Source organism: Siminovitchia acidinfaciens, from assembly GCF_003605385.1.
Lineage (GTDB): Bacteria > Bacillota > Bacilli > Bacillales > Bacillaceae_C > Siminovitchia > Siminovitchia acidinfaciens.
On sequence record NZ_QYTV02000001.1, the window covers coordinates 151,112 to 173,175 of the forward strand.

Annotated in this window: 17 protein-coding genes; 16 read left to right on the plus strand and 1 reads right to left on the minus strand. The window is 43.7% G+C overall.

What is annotated here, in order from left to right; translation table 11 throughout:
* The first annotated feature begins 243 nt into the window (after nucleotides 1-243).
* The 7 genes from D4T97_RS00665 (at nucleotide 244) to D4T97_RS00695 (ending at nucleotide 11,680) form a co-directional block, all read left to right on the plus strand.
* Nucleotides 244-891 (plus strand): TetR/AcrR family transcriptional regulator, encoded by a 648-nt coding sequence (locus D4T97_RS00665; protein WP_126046668.1) that lies wholly within the window; start codon nucleotides 244-246, stop codon nucleotides 889-891.
* Nucleotides 888-4,139 (plus strand): fused isobutyryl-CoA mutase/GTPase IcmF, encoded by a 3,252-nt coding sequence (gene icmF / locus D4T97_RS00670; RefSeq protein ID WP_206435514.1) that lies wholly within the window; start codon nucleotides 888-890, stop codon nucleotides 4,137-4,139. The genes D4T97_RS00665 and icmF overlap by 4 nt, the downstream gene beginning before the upstream one ends.
* Before the next feature lie 981 nt (nucleotides 4,140-5,120).
* Nucleotides 5,121-6,170: a Fe(3+) ABC transporter substrate-binding protein gene (locus tag D4T97_RS00675; protein WP_206435530.1), complete on the plus strand. Its 1,050-nt coding sequence runs from the start codon at nucleotides 5,121-5,123 to the stop codon at nucleotides 6,168-6,170.
* Between the two features lie 107 nt (nucleotides 6,171-6,277).
* Nucleotides 6,278-7,864, plus strand: a complete 1,587-nt coding sequence (locus tag D4T97_RS00680) for an ABC transporter permease (protein WP_126047989.1) — start codon at nucleotides 6,278-6,280, stop codon at nucleotides 7,862-7,864.
* The gene (locus D4T97_RS00685; protein WP_126046672.1) at nucleotides 7,865-8,608 is read left to right on the plus strand and encodes an ABC transporter ATP-binding protein; all 744 of its coding nucleotides are present in this window, start codon (nucleotides 7,865-7,867) and stop codon (nucleotides 8,606-8,608) included.
* Between the two features lie 592 nt (nucleotides 8,609-9,200).
* Complete coding sequence (gene rpoE / locus D4T97_RS00690; RefSeq protein WP_328588756.1) at nucleotides 9,201-9,821, plus strand: DNA-directed RNA polymerase subunit delta; 621 nt, start codon at nucleotides 9,201-9,203, stop codon at nucleotides 9,819-9,821.
* A gap of 263 nt (nucleotides 9,822-10,084) precedes the next feature.
* Nucleotides 10,085-11,680: a CTP synthase gene (locus tag D4T97_RS00695; protein WP_126046674.1), complete on the plus strand. Its 1,596-nt coding sequence runs from the start codon at nucleotides 10,085-10,087 to the stop codon at nucleotides 11,678-11,680.
* Between the two features lie 381 nt (nucleotides 11,681-12,061).
* Here D4T97_RS00695 and D4T97_RS00700 read toward each other — a convergent pair whose 3' ends face one another.
* Nucleotides 12,062-12,583, minus strand: a complete 522-nt coding sequence (locus tag D4T97_RS00700) for a DUF2529 domain-containing protein (protein ID WP_126046676.1) — start codon at nucleotides 12,581-12,583, stop codon at nucleotides 12,062-12,064.
* A 238-nt stretch (nucleotides 12,584-12,821) separates the two neighbouring features.
* Here D4T97_RS00700 and D4T97_RS00705 point away from each other — a divergent pair, with 238 nt between their 5' ends.
* From D4T97_RS00705 to yiaA, 9 genes are all read left to right on the plus strand, one after another.
* The gene (locus tag D4T97_RS00705; RefSeq protein WP_235872116.1) at nucleotides 12,822-13,205 is read left to right on the plus strand and encodes a response regulator; all 384 of its coding nucleotides are present in this window, start codon (nucleotides 12,822-12,824) and stop codon (nucleotides 13,203-13,205) included.
* A gap of 125 nt (nucleotides 13,206-13,330) precedes the next feature.
* Nucleotides 13,331-14,194: a class II fructose-1,6-bisphosphate aldolase gene (gene fba / locus D4T97_RS00710; protein WP_126046678.1), complete on the plus strand. Its 864-nt coding sequence runs from the start codon at nucleotides 13,331-13,333 to the stop codon at nucleotides 14,192-14,194.
* A gap of 172 nt (nucleotides 14,195-14,366) precedes the next feature.
* Nucleotides 14,367-15,011, plus strand: a complete 645-nt coding sequence (gene fsa, locus D4T97_RS00715; protein ID WP_126046680.1) for a fructose-6-phosphate aldolase — start codon at nucleotides 14,367-14,369, stop codon at nucleotides 15,009-15,011.
* 486 nt (nucleotides 15,012-15,497) lie between these two features.
* Entirely contained in the window at nucleotides 15,498-16,784 is a 1,287-nt protein-coding gene (locus D4T97_RS00720) for a UDP-N-acetylglucosamine 1-carboxyvinyltransferase (protein WP_126046682.1), read from the plus strand.
* Nucleotides 16,785-16,905: 121 nt separating this feature from the next.
* Entirely contained in the window at nucleotides 16,906-17,871 is a 966-nt protein-coding gene (gene glpX / locus D4T97_RS00725) for a class II fructose-bisphosphatase (RefSeq protein WP_126046684.1), read from the plus strand.
* A gap of 253 nt (nucleotides 17,872-18,124) precedes the next feature.
* On the plus strand, nucleotides 18,125-19,375 hold the full coding sequence (gene rho / locus D4T97_RS00730) for a transcription termination factor Rho (RefSeq protein ID WP_126046686.1): 1,251 nt from the start codon (nucleotides 18,125-18,127) through the stop codon (nucleotides 19,373-19,375).
* Nucleotides 19,376-19,531: 156 nt separating this feature from the next.
* Nucleotides 19,532-19,732 carry a 50S ribosomal protein L31 gene (gene rpmE, locus D4T97_RS00735; protein WP_126046688.1) on the plus strand — a complete coding sequence of 67 codons (201 nt, stop codon included), beginning with the start codon at nucleotides 19,532-19,534 and terminating at the stop codon, nucleotides 19,730-19,732.
* A gap of 457 nt (nucleotides 19,733-20,189) precedes the next feature.
* The gene (locus D4T97_RS00740; protein ID WP_126046690.1) at nucleotides 20,190-20,807 is read left to right on the plus strand and encodes a thymidine kinase; all 618 of its coding nucleotides are present in this window, start codon (nucleotides 20,190-20,192) and stop codon (nucleotides 20,805-20,807) included.
* A gap of 374 nt (nucleotides 20,808-21,181) precedes the next feature.
* The gene (gene yiaA / locus D4T97_RS00745) at nucleotides 21,182-21,652 is read left to right on the plus strand and encodes an inner membrane protein YiaA (RefSeq protein WP_126046692.1); all 471 of its coding nucleotides are present in this window, start codon (nucleotides 21,182-21,184) and stop codon (nucleotides 21,650-21,652) included.
* The last annotated feature ends 412 nt before the right edge of the window (nucleotides 21,653-22,064 follow it).

Here is a 22,064-nt window from a genome sequence, read left to right on the forward strand (position 1 = left end):
GTCGCTGGAGCCCGGAGCTGGACAATAGAAAAGCGGAAGCGCCTGTCCATCGACGTATGTGCTGGACTGAAACGAGTGAGATAAAGGAGAGTCGAAAGACGGTAGTCTTTCGTTCTCGACTTATCGTAAACGAGTTGAAGGAAGCACACTAGTCGATAGGCGCTGTAGCTGGACAATAGAAAAGCGGAGGGGGATTCAATCCTTCCCGCTACAAGCTCGACCATAGAAAGTAGGTGAATTTTTTTGGCAGTGAAAAGGGAGATTCAGGCATCGGTGAAGGATGAGCGGCTTGTAGAGAAGCGCAGGAATCAAATGATCCGAGGCGCCGTTTCTCTGTTTAAAGAGAAGGGTTTTCATCGGACCACAACTAGGGAAATTGCCCGGGCTGCCGGTTTCAGTATCGGTACTTTATATGAATACATCAGGACAAAGGAAGACGTGCTTTTTCTTGTGTGCGATAGCATATATGAGCAGGTGCGGAAGAGGCTGAGTAGCATGGATCTTGAGGAGGGAACTTTGGAAAGCCTGAAACTTGGAATCGATCATTATTTCAGGATTGTTGACGAGATGCAGGATGAAGTGCTTGTCATGTATCAGGAAGCAAAGGTCTTGTCCAATGAAGCTTTGCCGTACGTCTTGAAAAGAGAACTGGAAATGGTCGGCATGTTTGAAAAGCTGATCAAACGATGCGTAGAGAATGGGGAGCTTGAGATTAGCCAGGAACATCAGCAGCTGCTGGCTCATAATATTTTTGTCCAGGGACAAATGTGGGGATTCCGCCGCTGGGCTTTGCAAAAAACATGTTCCATCGAAGATTATATCCGCCTCCAGACTGATTTGCTTTTTTCAGGAATCAAAGGCTTTAAGGCACAAGTGGAAGTGGGAGGATGAAAAAAGTGAATGAAATCTATAAGCCAAAGAACCATGTCCGTTTCATAACGGCTTCCAGTTTGTTTGATGGACATGATGCATCCATCAATATCATGAGGAGAATATTGCAGGCAAGCGGTGCAGAAGTGATTCATCTCGGACATAACCGGTCGGTGGAGGAAGTGGTCAATGCAGCAATCCAGGAGGACGTGCAGGGAATCGCCATTTCCTCTTATCAAGGAGGTCATGTGGAATACTTTAAATATATGCATGATTTGCTGATGGAAAAAGGAGCGCCGCATATCCGCATTTATGGCGGGGGCGGAGGGGTTATCATCCCACGTGAAATGAAGGAGCTTCATAATTACGGAATTTCACGCATTTTTTCGCCGGAAGATGGGCGGAAACACGGACTGCAAGGCATGATCAACCAGATGCTTGAGGAATGCGATTTTTCAACCATTGAGGATTTAATTGGGCAAGAAGTTGAAAAGTTGAAGGATGGCGATATGGCTGCTGCAGCTAAACTGATTTCATTGGCCGAAAATGGAACTGGTGACATGCATGATCAAGTTTTCACGGAAATTAAGGAAATGGGCGGAGATGCGGCAGTTTTAGGAATCACGGGAACAGGCGGAGCAGGGAAGAGTTCGTTGACTGACGAGCTTATCCGTCGCTTCATACATGAAATCCCGGAAAAGAAAGTGGCCGTACTTTCTGTAGATCCGACAAAGCAAAAAACAGGCGGTGCATTGCTTGGGGACCGCATCCGCATGAACGCCATTTTTTCGCCGCGTGTGTATATGAGGAGCCTGGCGACCCGAGGATCGAGGAATGAACTGTCCGATGCAATCAAAGACGCTATCCAGATTGTCAAAGCTGCGGGCGTAGACCTTGTCATTGTTGAAACTAGCGGCATTGGTCAGGGAGACGCTGAGATAAGAGAAGTCAGCGATGTTTCCATGTATGTTATGACAAGCGAGTTCGGAGCCCCTACCCAGCTTGAGAAAATTGACATGATTGATTTTGCAGATATCATTGCCATCAACAAGTTTGAGAAAAAAGGCTCTGAAGACGCCAGGGATCAAGTCAGGAAGCAATATCAGAGAAGCCATATGCTTTTTGATTCAGATTTGGATAGGATGCCTGTGTACGGAACGATTGCCAGCCAATTCAATGACCCGGGCACAAATGCCCTATTTGCGGCTTTAATTGAACTGCTGAATGAAAAATGCGGAACGGACTGGAGCGTCTCTTTTTCCAAGGAGGCAGAGGTTGAGAAGCAGAATGTAATTATTCCTGCTTCCCGGCAGCATTATTTGCGGGAAATTGCCGATACTGTCCGTAGGTATCATGAATTAGCTGAAAAGCAGGTGATAATTGCCCGTGAGCTTTTTCAGATTGAAGGTACGATTAAAGCTGTTGAAAAAAGTGGGGAAAACGAGGCGGTTTTGTCGGCTCTTCAAGATTTGAAGAAAGAAACAGAAGAAAAGCTGACACCTTATTCTAAAAAAGTATTGGATTATTGGGAAGAGACGAAGGAAGCTTATGCGAAAGATCAGTTTATCGTAAAAATAAGAGACAAAGAGATCATTACGGAATTGAAGACGAAAAGCTTATCGGGACTGTCGATTCCTAAAGTGGCGCTGCCTCGCTACAAGGATTACGGAGAGGTTTTAAGCTGGGTATATAAGGAAAACGTTCCGGGCTCCTTTCCTTATACGGCAGGTGTATTTCCCTTCAAACGACAGGGGGAAGACCCTAAACGGCAATTTGCCGGAGAGGGAACACCTGAAAGGACGAATCGCCGATTTCATTATTTATCCAAGGATGACGAGGCCAAGCGCCTGAGCACTGCATTCGACTCCGTCACTTTGTACGGTGAGGATCCAGATTATCGGCCGGATATTTACGGAAAAGTCGGCGAAAGCGGTGTAAGCATCTGTACGCTTGACGATATGAAAAAGTTGTACGACGGCTTTGATCTATGCGCTTCCTCCACTTCAGTCTCGATGACAATCAACGGTCCGGCTCCGATTATTCTGGCCATGTTCATGAACACTGCGATTGACCAGCAAATGAAGAAAAAGCAGGAAGAACTCGGCAGGGAAATGACGGAAGCAGAATTCGATGAAGTGAAAACCTGGACATTGAAAACAGTCAGGGGAACAGTTCAGGCTGATATTTTAAAAGAGGACCAGGGACAGAATACGTGTATATTCTCAACTGAATTTGCCCTCAGGATGATGGGGGATATTCAGCAGTATTTCATTGATCATCAAGTCAGAAACTATTATTCAGTCTCCATTTCGGGATACCATATCGCGGAGGCGGGAGCCAACCCGATTTCCCAGCTTGCATTCACCCTCGCAAACGGGTTCACATATGTCGAGTATTATTTGAGCAGGGGGATGAAGATTGATGACTTCGCACCCAATCTGTCCTTCTTTTTCTCCAATGGGCTTGATCCGGAATATACGGTGATCGGCCGGGTGGCAAGAAGGATATGGGCTGTTGTCATGCGTGATAAATACGGAGCGAATGAGCGGAGCCAGAAGTTGAAATACCACATTCAAACGTCAGGGAGGTCGCTTCATGCCCAGGAAATCGACTTTAACGATATCCGGACGACGCTACAGGCATTGATGGCGCTGCAGGATAATTGCAACTCCCTTCATACGAATGCGTATGACGAAGCCATTACTACGCCAACGGAAGAATCGGTGAGAAGGGCGATGGCCATCCAAATGATCATTACAAAGGAACACGGCTTGTCAAAAAATGAAAATCCGATGCAAGGCTCATTTATTGTTGAGGAGCTCACGGACCTGGTCGAAGAAGCTGTGCTTCAGGAATTTGAACGCTTGAATGATCGCGGAGGAGTGCTCGGTTCTATGGAAACTCAGTATCAGCGCGGAAAAATCCAGGAAGAATCCATGTATTATGAAATGCTGAAGCATTCCGGGAAGCTGCCGATCATCGGTGTGAATACGTACCTGAATCCAAACCCTCCGTCGGAGGAAGACTTGGATAATATCGAATTGGCCCGCGCAACAAAAGAGGAGAAAGAGACACAGATCCGCAACCTTCAGTCGTTCCAGAATACACATATAAATGAGGCCGAAGCAGCTTTGAATAAGTTAAAAAAGACAGCTGTCAGTGGAGGGAATATTTTTGCCGAACTGATGGAAACAACCAGAACAGCAAGCCTTGGCCAGATCACAAATGCGTTATATGAAGTTGGCGGCCAATATAGAAGAAATATGTGAATGGCCTAATGAGCGAGTTTTCTGGATTTCTATTGTTCAGCGGGATAAAATTATTAATAAATCTTATATATGACTGGATGTGGGGGAATGAAATTCGGGCTCAAGTTCATAGGCTTAATGATTGCTGTAGCGATTAGTTACTTTCTATATCAAAGCCGTCTTGGGGCGATTCCGTTTCTGGTTACCTCAGTCGTATTTTTTTACCTTGGCTATCGTCTCATTCTCGGTCCTGGAAAAAATCGAGCAGAGGGGCGGCCGCCCGAATAGGCAGGACCACAGCATGCAGGCTGTGGTTTTTTCTATTGTACCTTTAATTGCAGGCAGACCAATCAGTCATGTGGAAAATCTGCTATTTTTGCTTTTCATACAGGAGCATGCGGTACTGCTCTGGAGACTTCTGAAGTCTTGCCAAATTTGAACCTATAAAGCAGGCCGTTATGTATGGGACTTTTGTAATTGGGTATCGAAACCAATGTTGGTTACCGAGCAAATGATTGTTCAACTGGAACAGTTACTTAGAAGTGTTTTAGATTCCCCAAGAGGTGATTTTCGCAATATTGGTCACTCTCAAATCCCGCCTTTTTTGCCAGCCCGCTACTAACGACATTTAATAATGCCCCACCGAAAAGTTCTGACCACTATGCCTCCCCAATAATTATTAATGAACCGAAATAATTGAATCATACGGTCCTATAAAATTGTCCTACGAATAGAATGCAAACTTCCAATGGCACGGAATAATCGGCTGAGAAAGCAGCAATCTGTCAAAGTGAAAGTGTATTATTTTTTCGTATGGATGCAAATTATGAAAAGGGAGCTCCTCTCACTACAATTTTGTATTTGTTAAAAAAATGTAAAATTCTTTTAGAATATTCATTGACAAGCGTCCGGTAATGCATATAATTGAAATTGAGAATCGTTTTCAATAACTTTTTTAACTCAAAGGAGAGTCAGACAGTGCCAAAGAAAATATACGGATTGATGCTCATTGTTCTCATGACGGTCCTTGCTGCATGCAGCGGAGGCCAAACCGAGGATTCCAACAAGGAAGAGAAAGCTGAAAAAGCTCCAAAAGAAAGCAAGGAAGTTAATTTATATTCCAGCCGTCACTATGATGTAGACGCTGAACTTTATGCCAAGTTTGAGAAAGAGACAGGCATAAAGGTCAACGTGATCAATGGGGACGCGGACGAATTGCTAGAGCGTATCAAGCGTGAAGGCGATGCGACACAGGCGGATTTATTTTTGACAGCTGATGCCGGAAGATTGTTCCGTGCAAAAGATGCAGACCTTTTACAGCCGGTATCCAGTGACATTCTTGACAAAAATGTGCCAAAAAAATTCCAAGATGAAGATAAAACTTGGTACGGTTTAACCAAAAGGGCCCGTGTTTTGGTGTATAATAAAGATAAGGTTAAAGAAGATGAGTTATCGACATACGAAGATCTTGTCGAGGATAAGTGGAATGGCCGCATCCTTGTGAGATCATCTGAAAACATTTATAACCAGTCCCTGCTTGCTTCTTTTATCGAAATTGATGGTGAAGACAAAGCGAAAGAATGGGCAAAAGGGATTGTTGACAATATGGCGAGGAAGCCGGAAGGCGGAGACCGTGACCAGGCGAAAGCAGTTGCTGCCGGTGTCGGTGACGTTGCCATCATGAATACTTACTATTTTGGCCAAATGCTTAATTCGGAAGATCCCGAAGAGGTAAAAGTGGCGGAAAGTCTGGGTGTCTTCTTCCCTAACCAGGAAACAACCGGAACTCACGTGAATATTAGCGGAGCCGGAGTCATTAAGGTATCCAAAAATAAAGATAATGCTATTAAGCTGCTTGAATTTTTAACAGCAGAAGAGGCGCAAGGTGCTTTTGCTGAAGCCAATTATGAATACCCTGTAAATGAAAATGTAGAACCATCCGAATTGCTAAAATCGTGGGGAGAGTTCAAAGAGCAGGACATCCCGTTATCCAAGCTGGGTGACAACAATGCAAAAGCGCTCATGATCTTTAACGAAGTCGGCTGGAAATAACATATATTGCCCTTTGCTGCAAAAGCAGCAAGGGGTCTTGCAATATTAATAGAGGTGTAAATTCTGTGCGTAAGTTGGTCAACGTGAACAGCTGGACGATAGCGGCGATGATTATCATCATATTGTTGTTTTTGCCTAATCTGGCTATTGTTACAGGCATTTTCTCCCCGTCCAATGAAAATTGGGAGCATATTAGGGAATTTGTGTTATATAAATATCTTCAGACATCACTGATTCTGATTATTTCAACAGCATTTTTTACAGTGATCATTGGACTGAGCCTGGCTTGGCTGATTGCCCAGTATGATTTTCCGCTTAGGAACTTTTTAAAGTGGGCGCTGATTTTGCCGCTTTCAATCCCGCCGTTCATAGGGGCCTATACGTATCACGGAATTATAAACTATACAGGTGTCATCCAGAAGACATTGCGTAACAAGTTCGATATACTGGTGGACCCGTCCTGGCTCAATATCATGACAGTCCCAGGGGCCATTTTTATCTATACATTATTTTTGTATCCATACGTATACACGATAACGCGAATTTTCCTGTCGCAGCAGGCAGCTTCCCTCATTGAAAGTGCCAGGATGCTGGGGAAAGGTCCTTGGCAAATCTTCTTTAAAGTGGTTTTTCCCATATCGAGGGTTGCCCTTGTCGGGGGAACGAGTTTGGTCGTTCTTGAGGTGCTGAATGATTACGGGGTTGTAAAATATTATGGCATCCAGACGTTTAGCACGGCGATTTTCCAGGCTTGGTTCGGATTTGGGGATATTGAAACGTCCATTAAACTAGCTGCGACATTAATGGGTCTTGTAGTTTTCATACTTATCATAGAAAAGCTCCTGAGGGGAAGGAAGCAATTCAGCTTTTCCACTACGAAAGTCAGGCCGCTGCCTCTGGTTAAACTGAAAGGGGCTAAAGCGAAGTGGGCAACCATATATGGCATGACCATACTAAGTCTTGGATTTTTCATCCCGGTGCTCCAACTGCTTGATTGGCTAATATTGACTTGGGGAAAAATTCCTTTCAGTGATTTTATGACATATGTAAAAAACTCAGTCTTAGTGGCTGGTATCAGTGCTTCACTAATTATCATTTTTGCTTTAGTTGTCGGTAACTTCAGCCGGCTTGTACATGGAAGGATTGCAAAAACGCTTCCGAAGCTGACCATCCTCGGTTATTCGATTCCGGGAGCAGTCATAGCGGTCGCTGTTGTTACAACCTTTATTGCATTGGATCACAAGTTTGCACCGCTATACCAAATGATGGGCATTTCAACAACCCTTGTACTAAGTGTAAGTCTTGTTATGCTGATCGTCGCGTATATCATCAGATTCTTTGCAATTGGCTATAATTCAATCGAATCGGGATATGATAAAATCGGTACCAATTTTCGCGACGCCTCCCGCCTTCTTGGGATGGGGTTGACTAAAACTTTCTTTAAAGTGGATATACCGATGATGAAAGGTGCTATTATCAGCGGATTCATTCTCGTTTTTATCGATATTTTAAAAGAGATTCCACTGACCTTGATTCTTCGTCCATTTAATTTTGATACACTTTCCACAAAGGCATTCCAATATGCGAGTGATGAAAAAATCATGGAAGCATCGCAAGCTTCTTTGCTTATCATCGCGCTTAGCGCAATTTCGATCTTTGTCTTCCACAAGCTACTTGAAAAGGAGCCGCGATAAATGTTTATTTCGATAGATAATTTATGTTTCTGTTATGATCCAAAGGACAGGGCGCTTGACGGTTTTTCAATGAAAATCGAAAAAGGGGAAGTCGTTTCGATTTTGGGACCGAGCGGCAGCGGGAAAAGCACATTGCTTCGCTTATTTGCCGGATTGGAAATACCTTGCGAAGGGACATTTAAAATTGAGGACAGAGTGATATTCAATGACCATTCATTTGTACAGCCCGAAAAAAGGGGCATCGGCATGGTGTTTCAAGATTATGCTCTGTTTCCTCATATGACTGTGGCGGAAAATGTAGCTTTCGGCTTGAAAGATATGAAGAGGTCAGAGAAGAAAGCTCGCGTAAAAGAAGTGTTGGAAATCGTTGAACTTGGAGAATTCGAGCATCGATATCCTCATCAGCTCAGCGGAGGACAGCAGCAAAGAGTGGCCATCGCACGTGCAATCGCTCCGAACCCGAACCTCATTCTCCTTGATGAGCCATTCAGCAACTTGGATGCTGAGCTGCAGGTGAAAATCAGAAAGGACTTGCGGGCCATTTTAAAAAATCAGGGAATTACAGCAGTTTTTGTCACTCATGACGAAAATGATGCACTGGCCATCGCTGACCGGATTGTAAAATTGAAAGATGGAAAAATCGACAGCGTGGGCAGACCATGTGACCTGTTGGGTGCCCAATCTTGGATGCCAAAGGACGAAATGGACGCGAGACAAGATGAGGAGACCCTCGTAGGGGTATAAATAGGACGTTTGCGAAAGCCTGAACACATTGTGTTTGGGCTTTTTTATGTTTTAGGGAACTAATTAATTCTAAGCTTGTGGATACTTGTTAATTATGCCGCATTCAGCTCCGACGGACAGGACGGCCTAGTGCACCATCGCCACAGGAAGTGACGACTTTGGGCGGCAAGCGCTGTCGCTCCAGCGGGCTTCCGCTCCTTTGATCAGTCTGTACATTGATGAACAGGCGCTTGCGCTTGTGTTCTTTAACAAACTATTTTAAGCACCGTAATTAATTACATAGGATGAAAAAATATTATTCATCTAGTAAAGTCATGGAGCAAGTTAATTGCAGTGGAAGGCGATTCCTCCAAACTGCTTCGCATTTTCTTCGTGAGGCGCTATAAAAGAAGTTTTTTCTAAGTCCTGGGGGAGTAGTTGGACCTCGAGAGGCTAGGCGTTGCAGCTAGTCAAGCCATGCCCGCGGAAAGCGTCCGCCTGGAACGAAAATAACGATGGCTTCTAAGTGTATACAATATTAATTTCAAGTTTTTATAGTTAAAAAATAAATAGTGAATAAAAAGGTGGCATAAAGGAAAGATATTTGTTTATAATGTTGAGTATCTATAATTTAGCATTAAAGGCAGCGGCAAGCCTTTTGATTAATATTGGCGGAAAGGTTGTGCAAGGATTGAAACTTCAGGAATTATCTAAAGAAGAGCGTAAAGAGATGTCGTTTATTGAAATCGCACAAGGCATTTTGGAAGAAAGGAAGCAGGGAATGCCGTTTCAGGAACTGACAGCGGAAATTGCAAAGATTTTAGAGTTGTCAGATGAAGAAGTGCGTCCGAGAATGGTTCAATTTTACACTGATTTGAATGTGGATGGCAGCTTTTTGGCCTTGGGTGAAAATCAATGGGGATTAAGAGAATGGTACCCATTTGATCAAGTGGACGAAGAAATCATTGCCCCTGTTCCGAAAAAGAAAAAGAAGAAATCAAAAGCTGCATTGGAAGACGATGATCTTCTTTTGGACCTCGATGATGAAGAGCTTGATGATTTTGAAGAAGAAGAGGAAGAAGATCTCGAAGAAGACGAGAGCCTGGAAGCCCTGCGAGAAGAAGAAGCTGAATTTGAGGATGAAGATGAAGAATTGCTCGATGATGATGACTATGAGTTGGACGACGATGACGAAGATGATTTAGATCTTGAGGAAGAAGAAGAGGAAGAATAATTCTTGACTTCTTACCCCTCAGTATGTAGAATTTTACTTGGGCTCCTCGAAAGAGGACTAACTTACAATACGCAACGCTCCCTTACTTTTGTAGCGGAGCGTTTTTTATGTTTTTGACATGAGGGATACCATTTTTTTGCGGCGTACCGTGGCATAGGCTCTTTGGCCTTCTCGTGCTGAACGGGCGCTTTGCATTTTTGCTTTTTTTGGTTATCCGGCTGAAAGATGTGGAAACATAGGGACAGGATGAAGGAGGAAAAAATGTGTCAAAATATATTTTCGTAACCGGTGGTGTAGTTTCCTCGCTTGGGAAAGGTATAACTGCCGCATCACTTGGACGTTTACTTAAAAATCGCGGCTTAAATGTCACTATTCAAAAGTTCGATCCCTATTTGAATGTGGATCCTGGAACAATGAGTCCATATCAGCATGGTGAGGTTTTTGTAACAGAAGACGGTGCCGAAACCGATTTGGACCTTGGACACTACGAGCGATTCATCGATATCAACCTCAATAAGTACAGCAATATTACGACAGGAAAAGTCTATTCCGAAGTCATTAGAAAAGAGCGCCGCGGTGACTATAATGGCGGTACAGTACAGGTCATTCCCCATATTACAAATGAAATTAAGGACCGTATTTACCGTGCATCAGAAAAAACGGATGCAGATGTCGTCATAACTGAAATTGGCGGTACAGTCGGTGACATTGAATCTTTACCTTTCCTTGAAGCCATCAGGCAAATGAAGAACGACGTCGGGCGTGACAATGTCATGTATATCCATTGTACGCTTGTTCCTTATCTCGAAGCAGCCGGCGAAATGAAAACAAAGCCGACACAGCACAGTGTAAAAGAGCTCAGAAGCTTGGGTATCCAGCCAAATGTCATCGTTGTTCGTACTGAAATGCCGATTTCTCAAGATATGAAAGACAAAATCGCTTTGTTCTGTGATATTGATAAAAATGCTGTCATTGAAGCACTTGATGCCAGCACATTATATTCTGTTCCGCTCTCTCTCCAGGAGCAGCATCTTGATCAAATTGTCTGCGACCATCTGAAACTTGTTTGCCACGAAGCTGATATGACTGACTGGAAACAATTGGTGGAAAAGGTACAAAACCTGTCCAATACGACGGAAATTGCATTGGTCGGAAAATATGTGGAACTGCCGGACGCATATATATCTGTAGTAGAGGCGTTGAAACATGCAGGCTACGCTTTTGATTCAGACATTAAAGTAAAATGGCTCAACGCTGAGCTTGTTACTGAAGAAAATGCACATGAGCTGCTAGGTGATTGTGACGGAATTCTTGTTCCTGGAGGATTTGGTGACCGGGGCATTGACGGGAAGATTGCCGCAATCAAATATGCCCGTGAAAACAAAGTACCGTTTTTGGGAATCTGCCTTGGCATGCAGCTGGCTTCCATTGAATACGCTCGGAATGTTGTTGGAATCGAAACAGCCAACTCGTCCGAAATCAATCCTGCAACCGACCATCCTGTCATCGACCTTCTGCCGGATCAGGATAAAATCATTGATCTTGGCGGTACATTAAGGTTAGGCCTTTATCCATGCAACCTGAAGCCGGGAACAAAGGCGCATGAGATGTACCAGGAAGATTCAATAAGCGAGCGTCACCGCCATCGCTACGAATTTAACAACGAATACCGTCAGCAAATGGAAGAAGCCGGATTTGTTTTCTCTGGTACAAGCCCAGACGGAAAACTTGTGGAAATAGTGGAAGTCGCAGATCATCCTTGGTTTGTCGCAAGTCAGTTCCATCCGGAATTCACATCCCGTCCAACAAAACCGCAGCCGCTTTTCAAAGGATTTATTCAAGCGGCATTGGGAAAATAATAAACCCAAAAGCGGAATCGCCTTGATCAGCCCCGACAAGCACAGGACGGTTCCCGAGGAGGCAGTTCTTCAGCCAAGCGGCTTATTTGAAAACATCTTGAGCAGCTACTTTGAAAATTCTCCATGCAGCTTTGCGACGAGCTGAACGAGACTTCTTCGAATAAGCTATGGCGCAGGAGCACTTTTGCTTCCTTGCATGCTTGTGACCTCGAGGGGCTAGGCGCTGGCCGCCTCCAATCGCCACGTCCTGTGGCGTCGGTGGCACTAGGACCTGCTGTCCGTCGGAGCTGGACGTAGCGGGATATATAATAAAGTAATTCCCATCTTTCATAATTATTTTTTAATACGCTATAAAAAACTGCCCGGAAGTCCCGGGCAGTTTTATTCATATTCGAATAAAATCTCTTCAATTGTGACTTTCAACGCATGGTAAATATATAAGGCGGCAATCAGGGAAGGAAAAACAATTCTTGATCCGTCATCTGCAGGCAACAGGGGGCGTATCACGTGCGTATCGATATGGACATCGGCTATCTCGGATAAATCCTCATTATTTTCTCCCCTATTTGCTGATACGGAAACGAAAGGAATTCCTTCACCCAAAAGATCTTTGCCTAAGCTGACCGCTTCCGGACAATCTGAAAAGCGCGAGAAGATAATAACGCGGTCCGTATGGGTCAAATGATTCGCGCTCTTAAAGTCCTCCGCATGGCTCATCGGCTCTGCCCCTTCCAAAGCTTCACGGACAACGCCTTCCATCTCCCCGATTCCCTTGAGATAAATCTTGCCCTCACCGGCTGGAGCCTGGGCTAAAAGCCTTCCACCGTCTTCCAATGACAATTCTTCTTTATCTTTTATTTTTAGAAACAACCCTGTTAACTGGGTGGATAACATTTTTAACATGAAAATTTCATCCCTTCATAAACTGATATATTTCATTATAAATGTCTTGACTTGGGAAAAAAAGAAAGAGACAGTGGGAGAAGGTGGAAATGATATATATCTTTAGAAGGAAATATTGTATTGGATAGCGAAAGTATAAAGATATAACGACAAAATGAAAATATGAAAAAACTGAATCTGAAATTTTTGATTTGAGGTGGTTATTAAAAGTACTAACATGATAAAAAGGGGGATAACATTGAAGGAAAAAGTGTTGATTGTTGATGATCAATTTGGAATTCGGACATTGTTGAATGAAGTTTTGTCAAAAGAAGGATATAAGATTTATCAGGCAGCCAATGGCTTGCAGGCATTGAATGTCACAAAACAGCATGCACCGGACCTGGTTCTTTTGGATATGAAGATCCCAGGGATGGATGGACTAGAAATTTTAAAAAAAATGAAAGAGATCGATCCGCATATTAAAGTCATTATCATGACAGCATATGGTGAACTGGACCTCATTGAAAAAACGAAAAAATTAGGGGCACTTGCCCATTTTCCGAAACCGTTTGATATCGAAGAGATTCGTTCGGCTGTGAAAAAATATTTGTTGGTGAATTCCAACCGTACGGCTACATAAAATATGAGGTGTAAACAATACCCACAACGATGGTATTGTTTGAAATAATTTGATATGATGATACTGCCAAAATGACTGATGTTTTTTTATTGGGCGCAGCCCAATTTTAAAGGAGGAAAAAGATTTTGCCTTTAGTATCAATGAGAGAGATGTTACATAAAGCGAATGAAGGGAAATATGCAGTTGGCCAATTCAATCTGAACAATCTTGAATTTACTCAGGCTATTCTGCAGGCGGCACAAGAGGAAAAATCACCTGTCATTCTAGGGGTTTCCGAAGGTGCAGCGCGCTATATGGGAGGCTTCAAACTTGTAGTTGGAATGGTCGAAGCTCTTATGGAGGAATACGGTGTAACTGTACCGGTAGCCATCCATTTGGATCACGGTTCCAGCTTCGAAATGTGTGCCAAAGCAATTCATGCAGGCTTTACCTCCGTCATGATTGACGGCTCACACCTGCCGCTTGATGAAAACATTGCACTGACAAAGAAAGTGGTTGAGCTTGCTCATATGTTTGGCGTCTCTGTAGAAGCCGAACTAGGAAGAATCGGCGGCCAGGAAGATGACCTGACAGTCGACGATGCTGAAGCATCCTATGCGATTCCTGAAGAATGCGACAAGCTTGTCCGTGAAACAAATGTGGACTGCTTCGCGCCTGCTCTCGGTTCTGTCCATGGACCATACAAAGGAGAGCCGAACCTAGGGTTCGATCGAATGGAAGAAGTCATGAACTTAACAGGTGTGCCGCTCGTTCTCCATGGAGGAACAGGCATTCCGTTAAAGGATATTCAAAGAGCGATTTCCTTAGGAACAGCCAAAATTAACGTAAATACGGAAAACCAGATGTCTTCCGCAAAGCGTGTGCGTGAAGTGCTCGCAGAAAATCCTGAAATGTATGATCCTCGTAAGTTTTTGGGCCCTGCAAGGGAAGCGATTAAAGAAACTGTCATTGGAAAAATGAGAGATTTCGGATCTTCAGGAAAAGCGTAAACGCCTTATAAAAACTATAGAAATAGAGAACAATGAAACCGCCTGGCTTATCTATGGCGGTTTCCATATTATATAAAGAAAAGCGCAAGGCGCCTGGAGCTAGACAATAAAAGAAGCGCAGCGCACTTAGAATGAGACAGCTAGACAAAACATTAAAAAGGAGTTGTACCCATTGAAATTTTTTCTTGATACTGCCAACCTTAATGAAATAGAGAAAGCGATTGAATTTGGGCTCATTGACGGAGTCACAACAAACCCTTCATTGGTCGCAAAAGAAGATGTTTCATTTCATGAGCGCCTAAAAGAAATTACAAAAGTTGTTCCCGGATCCGTCAGTGCTGAAGTGATCGCGCTAGATACGGATGGGATGGTTAAAGAAGGAATGGAGCTGGCAGCCATCGCTCCGAATATTACGGTGAAAATCCCTATGACCCATGATGGGATGAAAGCTGTGAGTATTCTTTCCAAAGAAAATATTAAAACGAATGTTACTCTTATTTTTAACTCCAATCAAGCTCTCGTTGCAGCTCGCGCAGGAGCCACTTATGTTTCTCCATTCATCGGCCGCCTGGATGATATCGGCCACAGCGGGGCGGAGGTCATCTCTGAGATTGCGGATATCTATGCCATTCACAATCTCGATACTCAAATCATTGCTGCATCCATTCGCCATCCTCAGCATGTGACAGAAGCTGCATTAAATGGTGCGCATATTGCGACACTTCCGTACAAAGTGCTTGTACAGCTGTTTAAACATCCGTTGACAGATTGGGGAATTGAATCCTTTATCCGTGATTGGGAAGCCAGAAATAAGTAATAATTTTCATGTTTAGTCATCCGAACCTACATGTTTCGCCTAATTTTGTTTATAATAAGGGGTATAATGCCTTTTTTTGAAATTAAAGAAAGTATAAAGTTAGACAGGGTTTCTATTCAAACGAGGATTCGTTATGTCTAGCTCCGACGGACAGGAGGTCCTAGTGCCACCGATGTACAGGGAGTACTAGTGCAAGCGAAGCGACAGGATGTCGCGTCCTGAGGCGGCCAGGCGCCTTCGGCTCGAGTCACAAGCTGCAAGGAAGCTTATTCAGGATGAATGTGTTCCTGCGGCCTATTCGAGGTAGCGCAAGCTTCCCTCTTCGCAAAGCCGCAAGAAACAATTCAGTAAGTTGAAACCAGCTGATTTGCTGGGGTGGCTGAAAATCTGCCTCCTTGCAATTCGTTTTGTGCTTGTCGCTTAAGGCTGCGCGCCTTGCACTTTTCTTTAATAATTATACTTAACAGGCGTGAAAGGAAGTCAAAGATGGAGAAGCTAAAGATTGCTGGCGGTTACCCGTTAAAAGGAACAATAAAAGTAAGCGGTGCAAAGAACAGTGCTGTCGCACTTATACCAGCTACCATTCTGGCAGATTCCCCTGTAAAAATTGAGGGTTTACCTGACATTTCGGATGTAGATTCGTTGAGCGGCTTATTGGAAGAAATCGGCGGAAAGGTTAAGCTGGACAATGATGTTATGCACGTGGACCCGAGTCAAATGATTTCAATGCCCTTGCCGAACGGAAAAGTGAAAAAGCTTAGGGCATCTTATTACTTGATGGGGGCTATGCTCGGACGTTTCAAGAAAGCAGTCATCGGCTTACCGGGCGGCTGCCATCTTGGACCGCGCCCGATCGATCAGCACATTAAAGGATTTGAGGCTCTGGGTGCTAAGGTGACGAATGAACAGGGAGCTTTGTATCTGAGAGCAGATGAATTGCATGGAGCCCGGATTTATCTTGACGTTGTAAGTGTCGGTGCCACGATTAATATCATGCTGGCAGCTGTGAAAGCAAAAGGACGGACAGTGATAGAAAATGCTGCCAAAGAACCGGAAATTATTGATGTAGCGACCCTTTTGACGAACATGGGGGCTAAAATCAAAGGTGCAGGAACGGATGTCATCCGGATTGATGGAGTGGATCGCTTGCACGGCTGCCAGCATACAATCATCCCGGACCGTATCGAAGCAGGCACATTTATGATTTTAGGGTCGGCGATCGGGGCTGGGGTATTGATAGATAATGTTATTCCCCACCACTTGGAGTCTCTCACTGCCAAATTAAGAGAAATGGGTGTTCCTGTCGAAACAAGCGATGAGCAGGTTTTTATCGGCAAGAGTGAAAGTTTGAAAGCAGTGGACGTAAAGACACTCGTTTATCCAGGCTTCCCAACAGATTTGCAGCAGCCATTCACTGCGCTCTTGACGAAGGCAGAAGGCTCAGCCATTGTTACCGATACAATCTATTCCGCCCGTTTCAAGCATATTGACGAGCTTCGCCGGATGAACGCCAATATTAAGGTTGAGGGAAGTTCCGCCATTGTTAACGGCCCTTCTATCCTTCAGGGGGCCAAAGTCAAGGCTTCTGATTTGAGAGCGGGGGCCGCCCTGGTTATTGCAGGGTTAATGGCTGAGGGAATTACCGAGGTCACCGGTCTTGAGCATATTGATAGGGGCTACAGCGGATTGGTGGAAAAGCTGAATGGTCTCGGTGCTACAATTTGGCGTGAAAAAATGACAGAACAAGAGATTGAACAGTTGAAAAGTTCCTAAGTCAATCCATTCTTTCCTATGAATGGCAGATTCTATACGATACAGAAAATGGCAGAAATATGATATACTTTTATTTCAGGGCAATCAAAGAAGATTGCAGCCAATGACGGGAGGAAAGTCAATGGAAAGAAGTTTAACAATGGAACTCGTAAGGGTGACAGAAGCAGCTGCGCTCAAATCTGCAAGATGGATGGGCCGCGGCATGAAAAACGAAGCGGATGATGCAGCTACCTCCGCGATGCGCAATGTTTTTGATACAATTCCGATGCAAGGTACCGTTGTGATCGGTGAAGGGGAAATGGATGAGGCTCCCATGCTCTATATCGGTGAAAAACTTGGAACAGGACAGGGTCCGAAGGTCGATGTAGCCGTTGACCCGCTGGAAGGTACTTCGATTGTGGCTTCCGGTGGATGGAATGCTTTGTCTGTAATCGCTATTGCCGATGCTGGTAATCTTCTTCATGCTCCGGATATGTATATGGAAAAGATTGCTGTCGGACCTGAAGCAGTTGGAACAATCGACTTGAATGCCTCAGTTACGGATAATTTAAAAGCAGTGGCAAAAGCCAAAAATAAAAATATTGAAGATGTTGTCGCAACTGTACTTAACCGCCCTCGTCATGAAGCGATTATTGCGGAGCTTCGCGAAGCCGGGGCCCGGATCAAGTTGATTGATAACGGTGATGTCGCCGGAGCAATCAATACAGCTTTTGATCAGACAGGCGTGGATATTTTGTTCGGTACGGGCGGCGCTCCTGAAGGCGTCATCGCTGCAGCGGCACTTAAGTGCCTGGGCGGTGAGCTTCAAGGTAGACTAGTACCATCTAACGATACTGAAATAGAGCGATGCAAGAAAATGAATATTGATGTGAATCAGGTATTCAGAATGGAAGATTTGGTGAAAGGCGATGACGCTATTTTTGCTGCCACAGGAGTGACAGACGGCGAATTGCTTAAAGGGGTTCAATTCAAAGGCTCTTATGGATCTACCCATTCTATCGTCTTGCGTGCCAAATCCGGTACAATCCGCTTTATCGAAGGCCGCCACAGTCTTAACAAAAAGCCAAATATGGTTGTGGAATCTTAATTTTTTTAGGAGGGACAAGTTCCCTCCTTCCTGACTTTTTTGTTGTTACATAAAGCCATGGTCAAAATTCTTCCTATTCTTCAAGTGAAATGCACTCAAAACAATCCTTCCACTTTTTCAACACAAAGTTACTTTTACAATATTGACTTCACGAGGATTACATAAAAGAAGATTTAATACAGGATGAAAATAAGTGTGCGCAAATTTAAGGTTATGAAAAAAATAATTATTATGAAAAAAGTGTGGTGTAGAAATGGCTGGTTTAACTATCTCTTCATTGGAAGATATGAAACTGAAAGAATTATATGAACTTGCTCGCGAATACAAAGTTTCCTATTACAGCAAACTGACAAAAAAAGAATTGATATTTGCCATTTTGAAAGCTCGAGCAGAGCAGGAAGGCTTCTTTTTCATGGAAGGCGTTCTGGAAATTATCCAGTCAGAAGGATTTGGATTCTTAAGGCCGATTAACTATACGGCAAGCTCTGAAGACATATATATTTCGGCATCCCAGATTCGTCGCTTTGATTTGCGCAACGGTGATAAAGTTTCCGGTAAAGTGCGTCCGCCTAAGGAAAACGAGCGATATTACGGATTGCTTCATGTGGAAGCGGTCAACGGAGACGATCCGGAGAGCGCGAAGGAACGTGTTCACTTCCCAGCATTGACGCCTCTATATCCAGACAGGCAGATTAAGCTTGAAACTACTCCAACGAATTTGTCTACCAGGATCATGGATCTGATTTCCCCGGTTGGTTTCGGTCAACGTGGTTTGATCGTGGCTCCTCCGAAAGCTGGTAAAACGATGCTGTTGAAATCCATTGCGAATTCAATAACGACGAATCATCCTGAAGCGGAATTGATAGTTCTGTTGATTGATGAGCGGCCCGAGGAAGTTACAGATATCGAACGCTCAGTAGATGCAGAGGTTGTCAGCTCCACATTCGATGAAGTTCCTGAAAATCATATTAAAGTCGCTGAGCTTGTACTTGAACGCGCTATGCGACTTGTTGAGCATAAACGAGATGTGATTATTTTGATGGACAGTATCACCAGGCTCGCGCGTGCTTATAACCTTGTTATTCCGCCAAGCGGAAGAACGCTCTCTGGAGGTATTGACCCCGCTGCATTCCACCGTCCGAAACGCTTTTTCGGTGCTGCACGTAATATCGAAGAGGGCGGCAGTTTGACCATTTTGGCTACGGCCCTTGTCGATACGGGATCCCGAATGGATGATGTCATCTATGAAGAATTTAAGGGTACAGGAAACTTGGAGCTTCATTTGGATCGTTCGCTTGCCGAGAGAAGAATTTTTCCGGCTATCGATATCCGCCGCTCCGGTACAAGGAAAGAGGAACTGCTCATTCCAAAAGACCAGCTTGAGAAAATGTGGAAGTTACGTAAAGCAATGTCAGACAGCCCTGACTTTGCCGAAAAATTCCTCCGCAAGCTGAAGCAGACGAAGTCAAATGAAGAGTTTTTTGAAGCTCTCACAGCAAAATGAAATTTTTAAAAAGTTTCTTTTCGAGAATTGCATTTTCATCTTCGCCTTGCTATAATTAAAAATGTGCTTTTTTAGATTACTGTAGCTTGAGGGCTGCATCGTAATATATAACTCTGTTTCAGCAAATGATTCAGGGCATTAAGGAGATGAAATGTAATGAAAACAGGAATCCATCCAGAATATAAAAAAGCGACTGTAAAATGCGCATGCGGTAACGAATTCGAAAGCGGCTCTGTAAAAGACAACATCCGTGTGGAAATTTGTTCAGCTTGTCACCCATTCTACACTGGACGTCAAAAATTCGCATCTGCGGACGGACGTGTTGATCGCTTTAACAAAAAATACGGACTTAAATAATCGTTTTAAAAACAGGCAAGATCGATTGCCTGTTTTTTTATGCCTATTAAGAAAAGTGGAAGCGCCCGTTAAGCGACGTACAAACTGGAGTACTCCGCAATGAGATAAAGGAAACACGGCGACTTGGCCGCCTCAAAGCGCCACATCCTGTGGCTTCGGTGGCACTAGGACATCCTGTCCGTCGGAGCCGATGTTGACTTATCGTAGTGCTCTGAAATCACTTCCTTGAAAAACATCCACGCAGAAAAAGCGGAGCTTTTTCGAGGAAAGGAGTGCGAAGTTTGCTAGTCGGTGGGCGCTGGAGCTGGACAGTCCTTGCTTATTAAAATAATATTTCAATTTCAATCATCGTTGCTAAAGTAAGTTTGTGGATTACTTTTATATAAAAACGCGTAAAAACTGAAATTGTGGATAAAATTTCAGGAATAATACTGTGGATTGATAGAGGTGTGGATAAGTGGAGGTCACCAATCAAAAAGGCTCAATTGAAGTGATTTGCGGCAGCATGTTTTCCGGTAAAACAGAAGAGTTGATCCGGCGAATTAGAAGGGCGCAATATGCGCGGCAAAATTTGATGGTATTCAAGCCAAAATTGGACGATCGATACAGTATCAATGAAGTGGTATCCCACAATGGAATCTCCGCTATGGCACAGCCTGTGGATAACGCTGACGACATTTTTAAGTGGGTTCATGCAGATGTGGATGTTATTGCTGTGGATGAAGCCCAATTCTTTGATGAGAATATTGTGGATGTCGTCAATCAATTGGCAGATTCTGGCCACAGAGTGCTTGTCGCAGGATTGGATCAGGATTTCCGCGGTGAGCCGTTTGGCTCTATGCCTCAGTTGCTGGCGATGGCAGAATCCGTGACAAAGCTGCAGGCAGTCTGTGTTGTCTGCGGAGAATCGGCGAGCCGAACGCAGCGTCTCATTGACGGCGCGCCCGCCTGCTATGACGACCCTATTATTTTAGTTGGGGCATCCGAGGCTTATGAAGCGAGATGCCGCCGCCATCATGAGGTGCCTTCAGGGATTAGTGAACATTTAAAACAGCCGGTGAAAAGTGAAGAATAGAATTATCAACAGAAAATCCAGCCAAGTGCTGGATTTTCTTTTTTTTATTTTATCCACATGTTAATAAAGAACAAAGAACCGCTTTTTGGAAAACCAAGAGCCTACTTTATTCAAATGGCTCTTTTAAAAGGGATTAAAGGTCTTTCCAAGATGGGTTCTGAAAAAAGTCGGATTTGTATGTTCAACATCCGTATGATACTAGGGGGTAAGCATTTCAGTGGAGAATGGGTTTGTCCATCTAAAAATGGGCTTGCATATTAGTAAAAACATCTACTGTTTGTAAGAAAATTCTATATAATAGACTTAAGTAAGAAAGCAACAGTGATCTGCAGCGCTTAATTTTTATTAGATAAAGAGGCGGAGGTGAAATATCAATGTCTGGTGATAATGAAATTGTATTTGATAAGGGAAAAGAAAAAGATATAAAACTGAAAGTAGAGAGAAAAGAGGGAGAGCCGACTGGAGCTTTCAAAGGGGCTTCCTGGGGAGCGTTGTTAGTGGGTGTTACAGCTTATCTCATAGGTTTGTATAACGCAACAATGCAACTGAACGAAAAAGGATACTACTTTGCAGTTTTGATATTCGGTCTCTATTCAGCGGTATCTTTACAAAAAGCAGTCAGGGATAAGGATGAGGGAATACCAGTTACAAATATTTATTATGGGATTAGCTGGTTTGCACTTATCGTATCGATTTCGTTAATGGCCATCGGTTTATACAATGCAGGAAGTATTGTTTTAAGCGAAAAGGGATTTTATGGTATGGCATTTGTTCTTAGTTTATTTGCAGCCATAACAGTCCAGAAGAATATTAGGGATACACAAAGGGCAAGAGAAAGAGATTAGGTTGTTCTCTGTTATTCCAATGATCGGGCGCACTTTTTAAAATGAGTGCGCTTCTTGAATTGGGTCAGATTGTGGAAAAATTCAATAGTTCCAAAGAAAAGGAGAGCTGAAATAGTAAATATTAATCAAAAGTGAGGGGAGAAGCATGTTAAAAATACCTGGCGCTTGGTTCGCTATTACGGAAATAGATCATATCACTTTTGCTATAAGTGAGTATGGACTTTGGGAAAAGGTCGTTTTTTTCTATTAATAGGGCAGAAAAAGCCGCATTAATTGATTCGGGTCTAGGTATTGAAAATATGAATAGAATAACTAATCAACTAACTCACGCAGACCATATTGGAGGCCATAGCGAATTTAAAACAATCTATGTCCATGAAGGGGATGCAGATCGGCTAAAAAACGGAACTAA

What these genes read in the sequence shown, in the direction of transcription:
- D4T97_RS00680 (WP_126047989.1), top strand. Translation starts at nt 6,278, where the DNA reads ATGATTATCATCATATTGTTGTTTTTGCCTAATCTGGCTATTGTTACA.
- rpoE (WP_328588756.1), top strand. Translation starts at nt 9,201, where the DNA reads ATGTTGAGTATCTATAATTTAGCATTAAAGGCAGCGGCAAGCCTTTTG.
- glpX (WP_126046684.1), top strand. Translation starts at nt 16,906, where the DNA reads ATGGAAAGAAGTTTAACAATGGAACTCGTAAGGGTGACAGAAGCAGCT.
- D4T97_RS00685 (WP_126046672.1), top strand. Translation starts at nt 7,865, where the DNA reads ATGTTTATTTCGATAGATAATTTATGTTTCTGTTATGATCCAAAGGAC.
- rho (WP_126046686.1), top strand. Translation starts at nt 18,125, where the DNA reads ATGGCTGGTTTAACTATCTCTTCATTGGAAGATATGAAACTGAAAGAA.
- D4T97_RS00700 (WP_126046676.1), bottom strand. Translation starts at nt 12,583, where the DNA reads ATGTTAAAAATGTTATCCACCCAGTTAACAGGGTTGTTTCTAAAAATA.
- yiaA (WP_126046692.1), top strand. Translation starts at nt 21,182, where the DNA reads ATGTCTGGTGATAATGAAATTGTATTTGATAAGGGAAAAGAAAAAGAT.
- D4T97_RS00720 (WP_126046682.1), top strand. Translation starts at nt 15,498, where the DNA reads ATGGAGAAGCTAAAGATTGCTGGCGGTTACCCGTTAAAAGGAACAATA.
- D4T97_RS00675 (WP_206435530.1), top strand. Translation starts at nt 5,121, where the DNA reads ATGCTCATTGTTCTCATGACGGTCCTTGCTGCATGCAGCGGAGGCCAA.
- icmF (WP_206435514.1), top strand. Translation starts at nt 888, where the DNA reads ATGAAAAAAGTGAATGAAATCTATAAGCCAAAGAACCATGTCCGTTTC.
- rpmE (WP_126046688.1), top strand. Translation starts at nt 19,532, where the DNA reads ATGAAAACAGGAATCCATCCAGAATATAAAAAAGCGACTGTAAAATGC.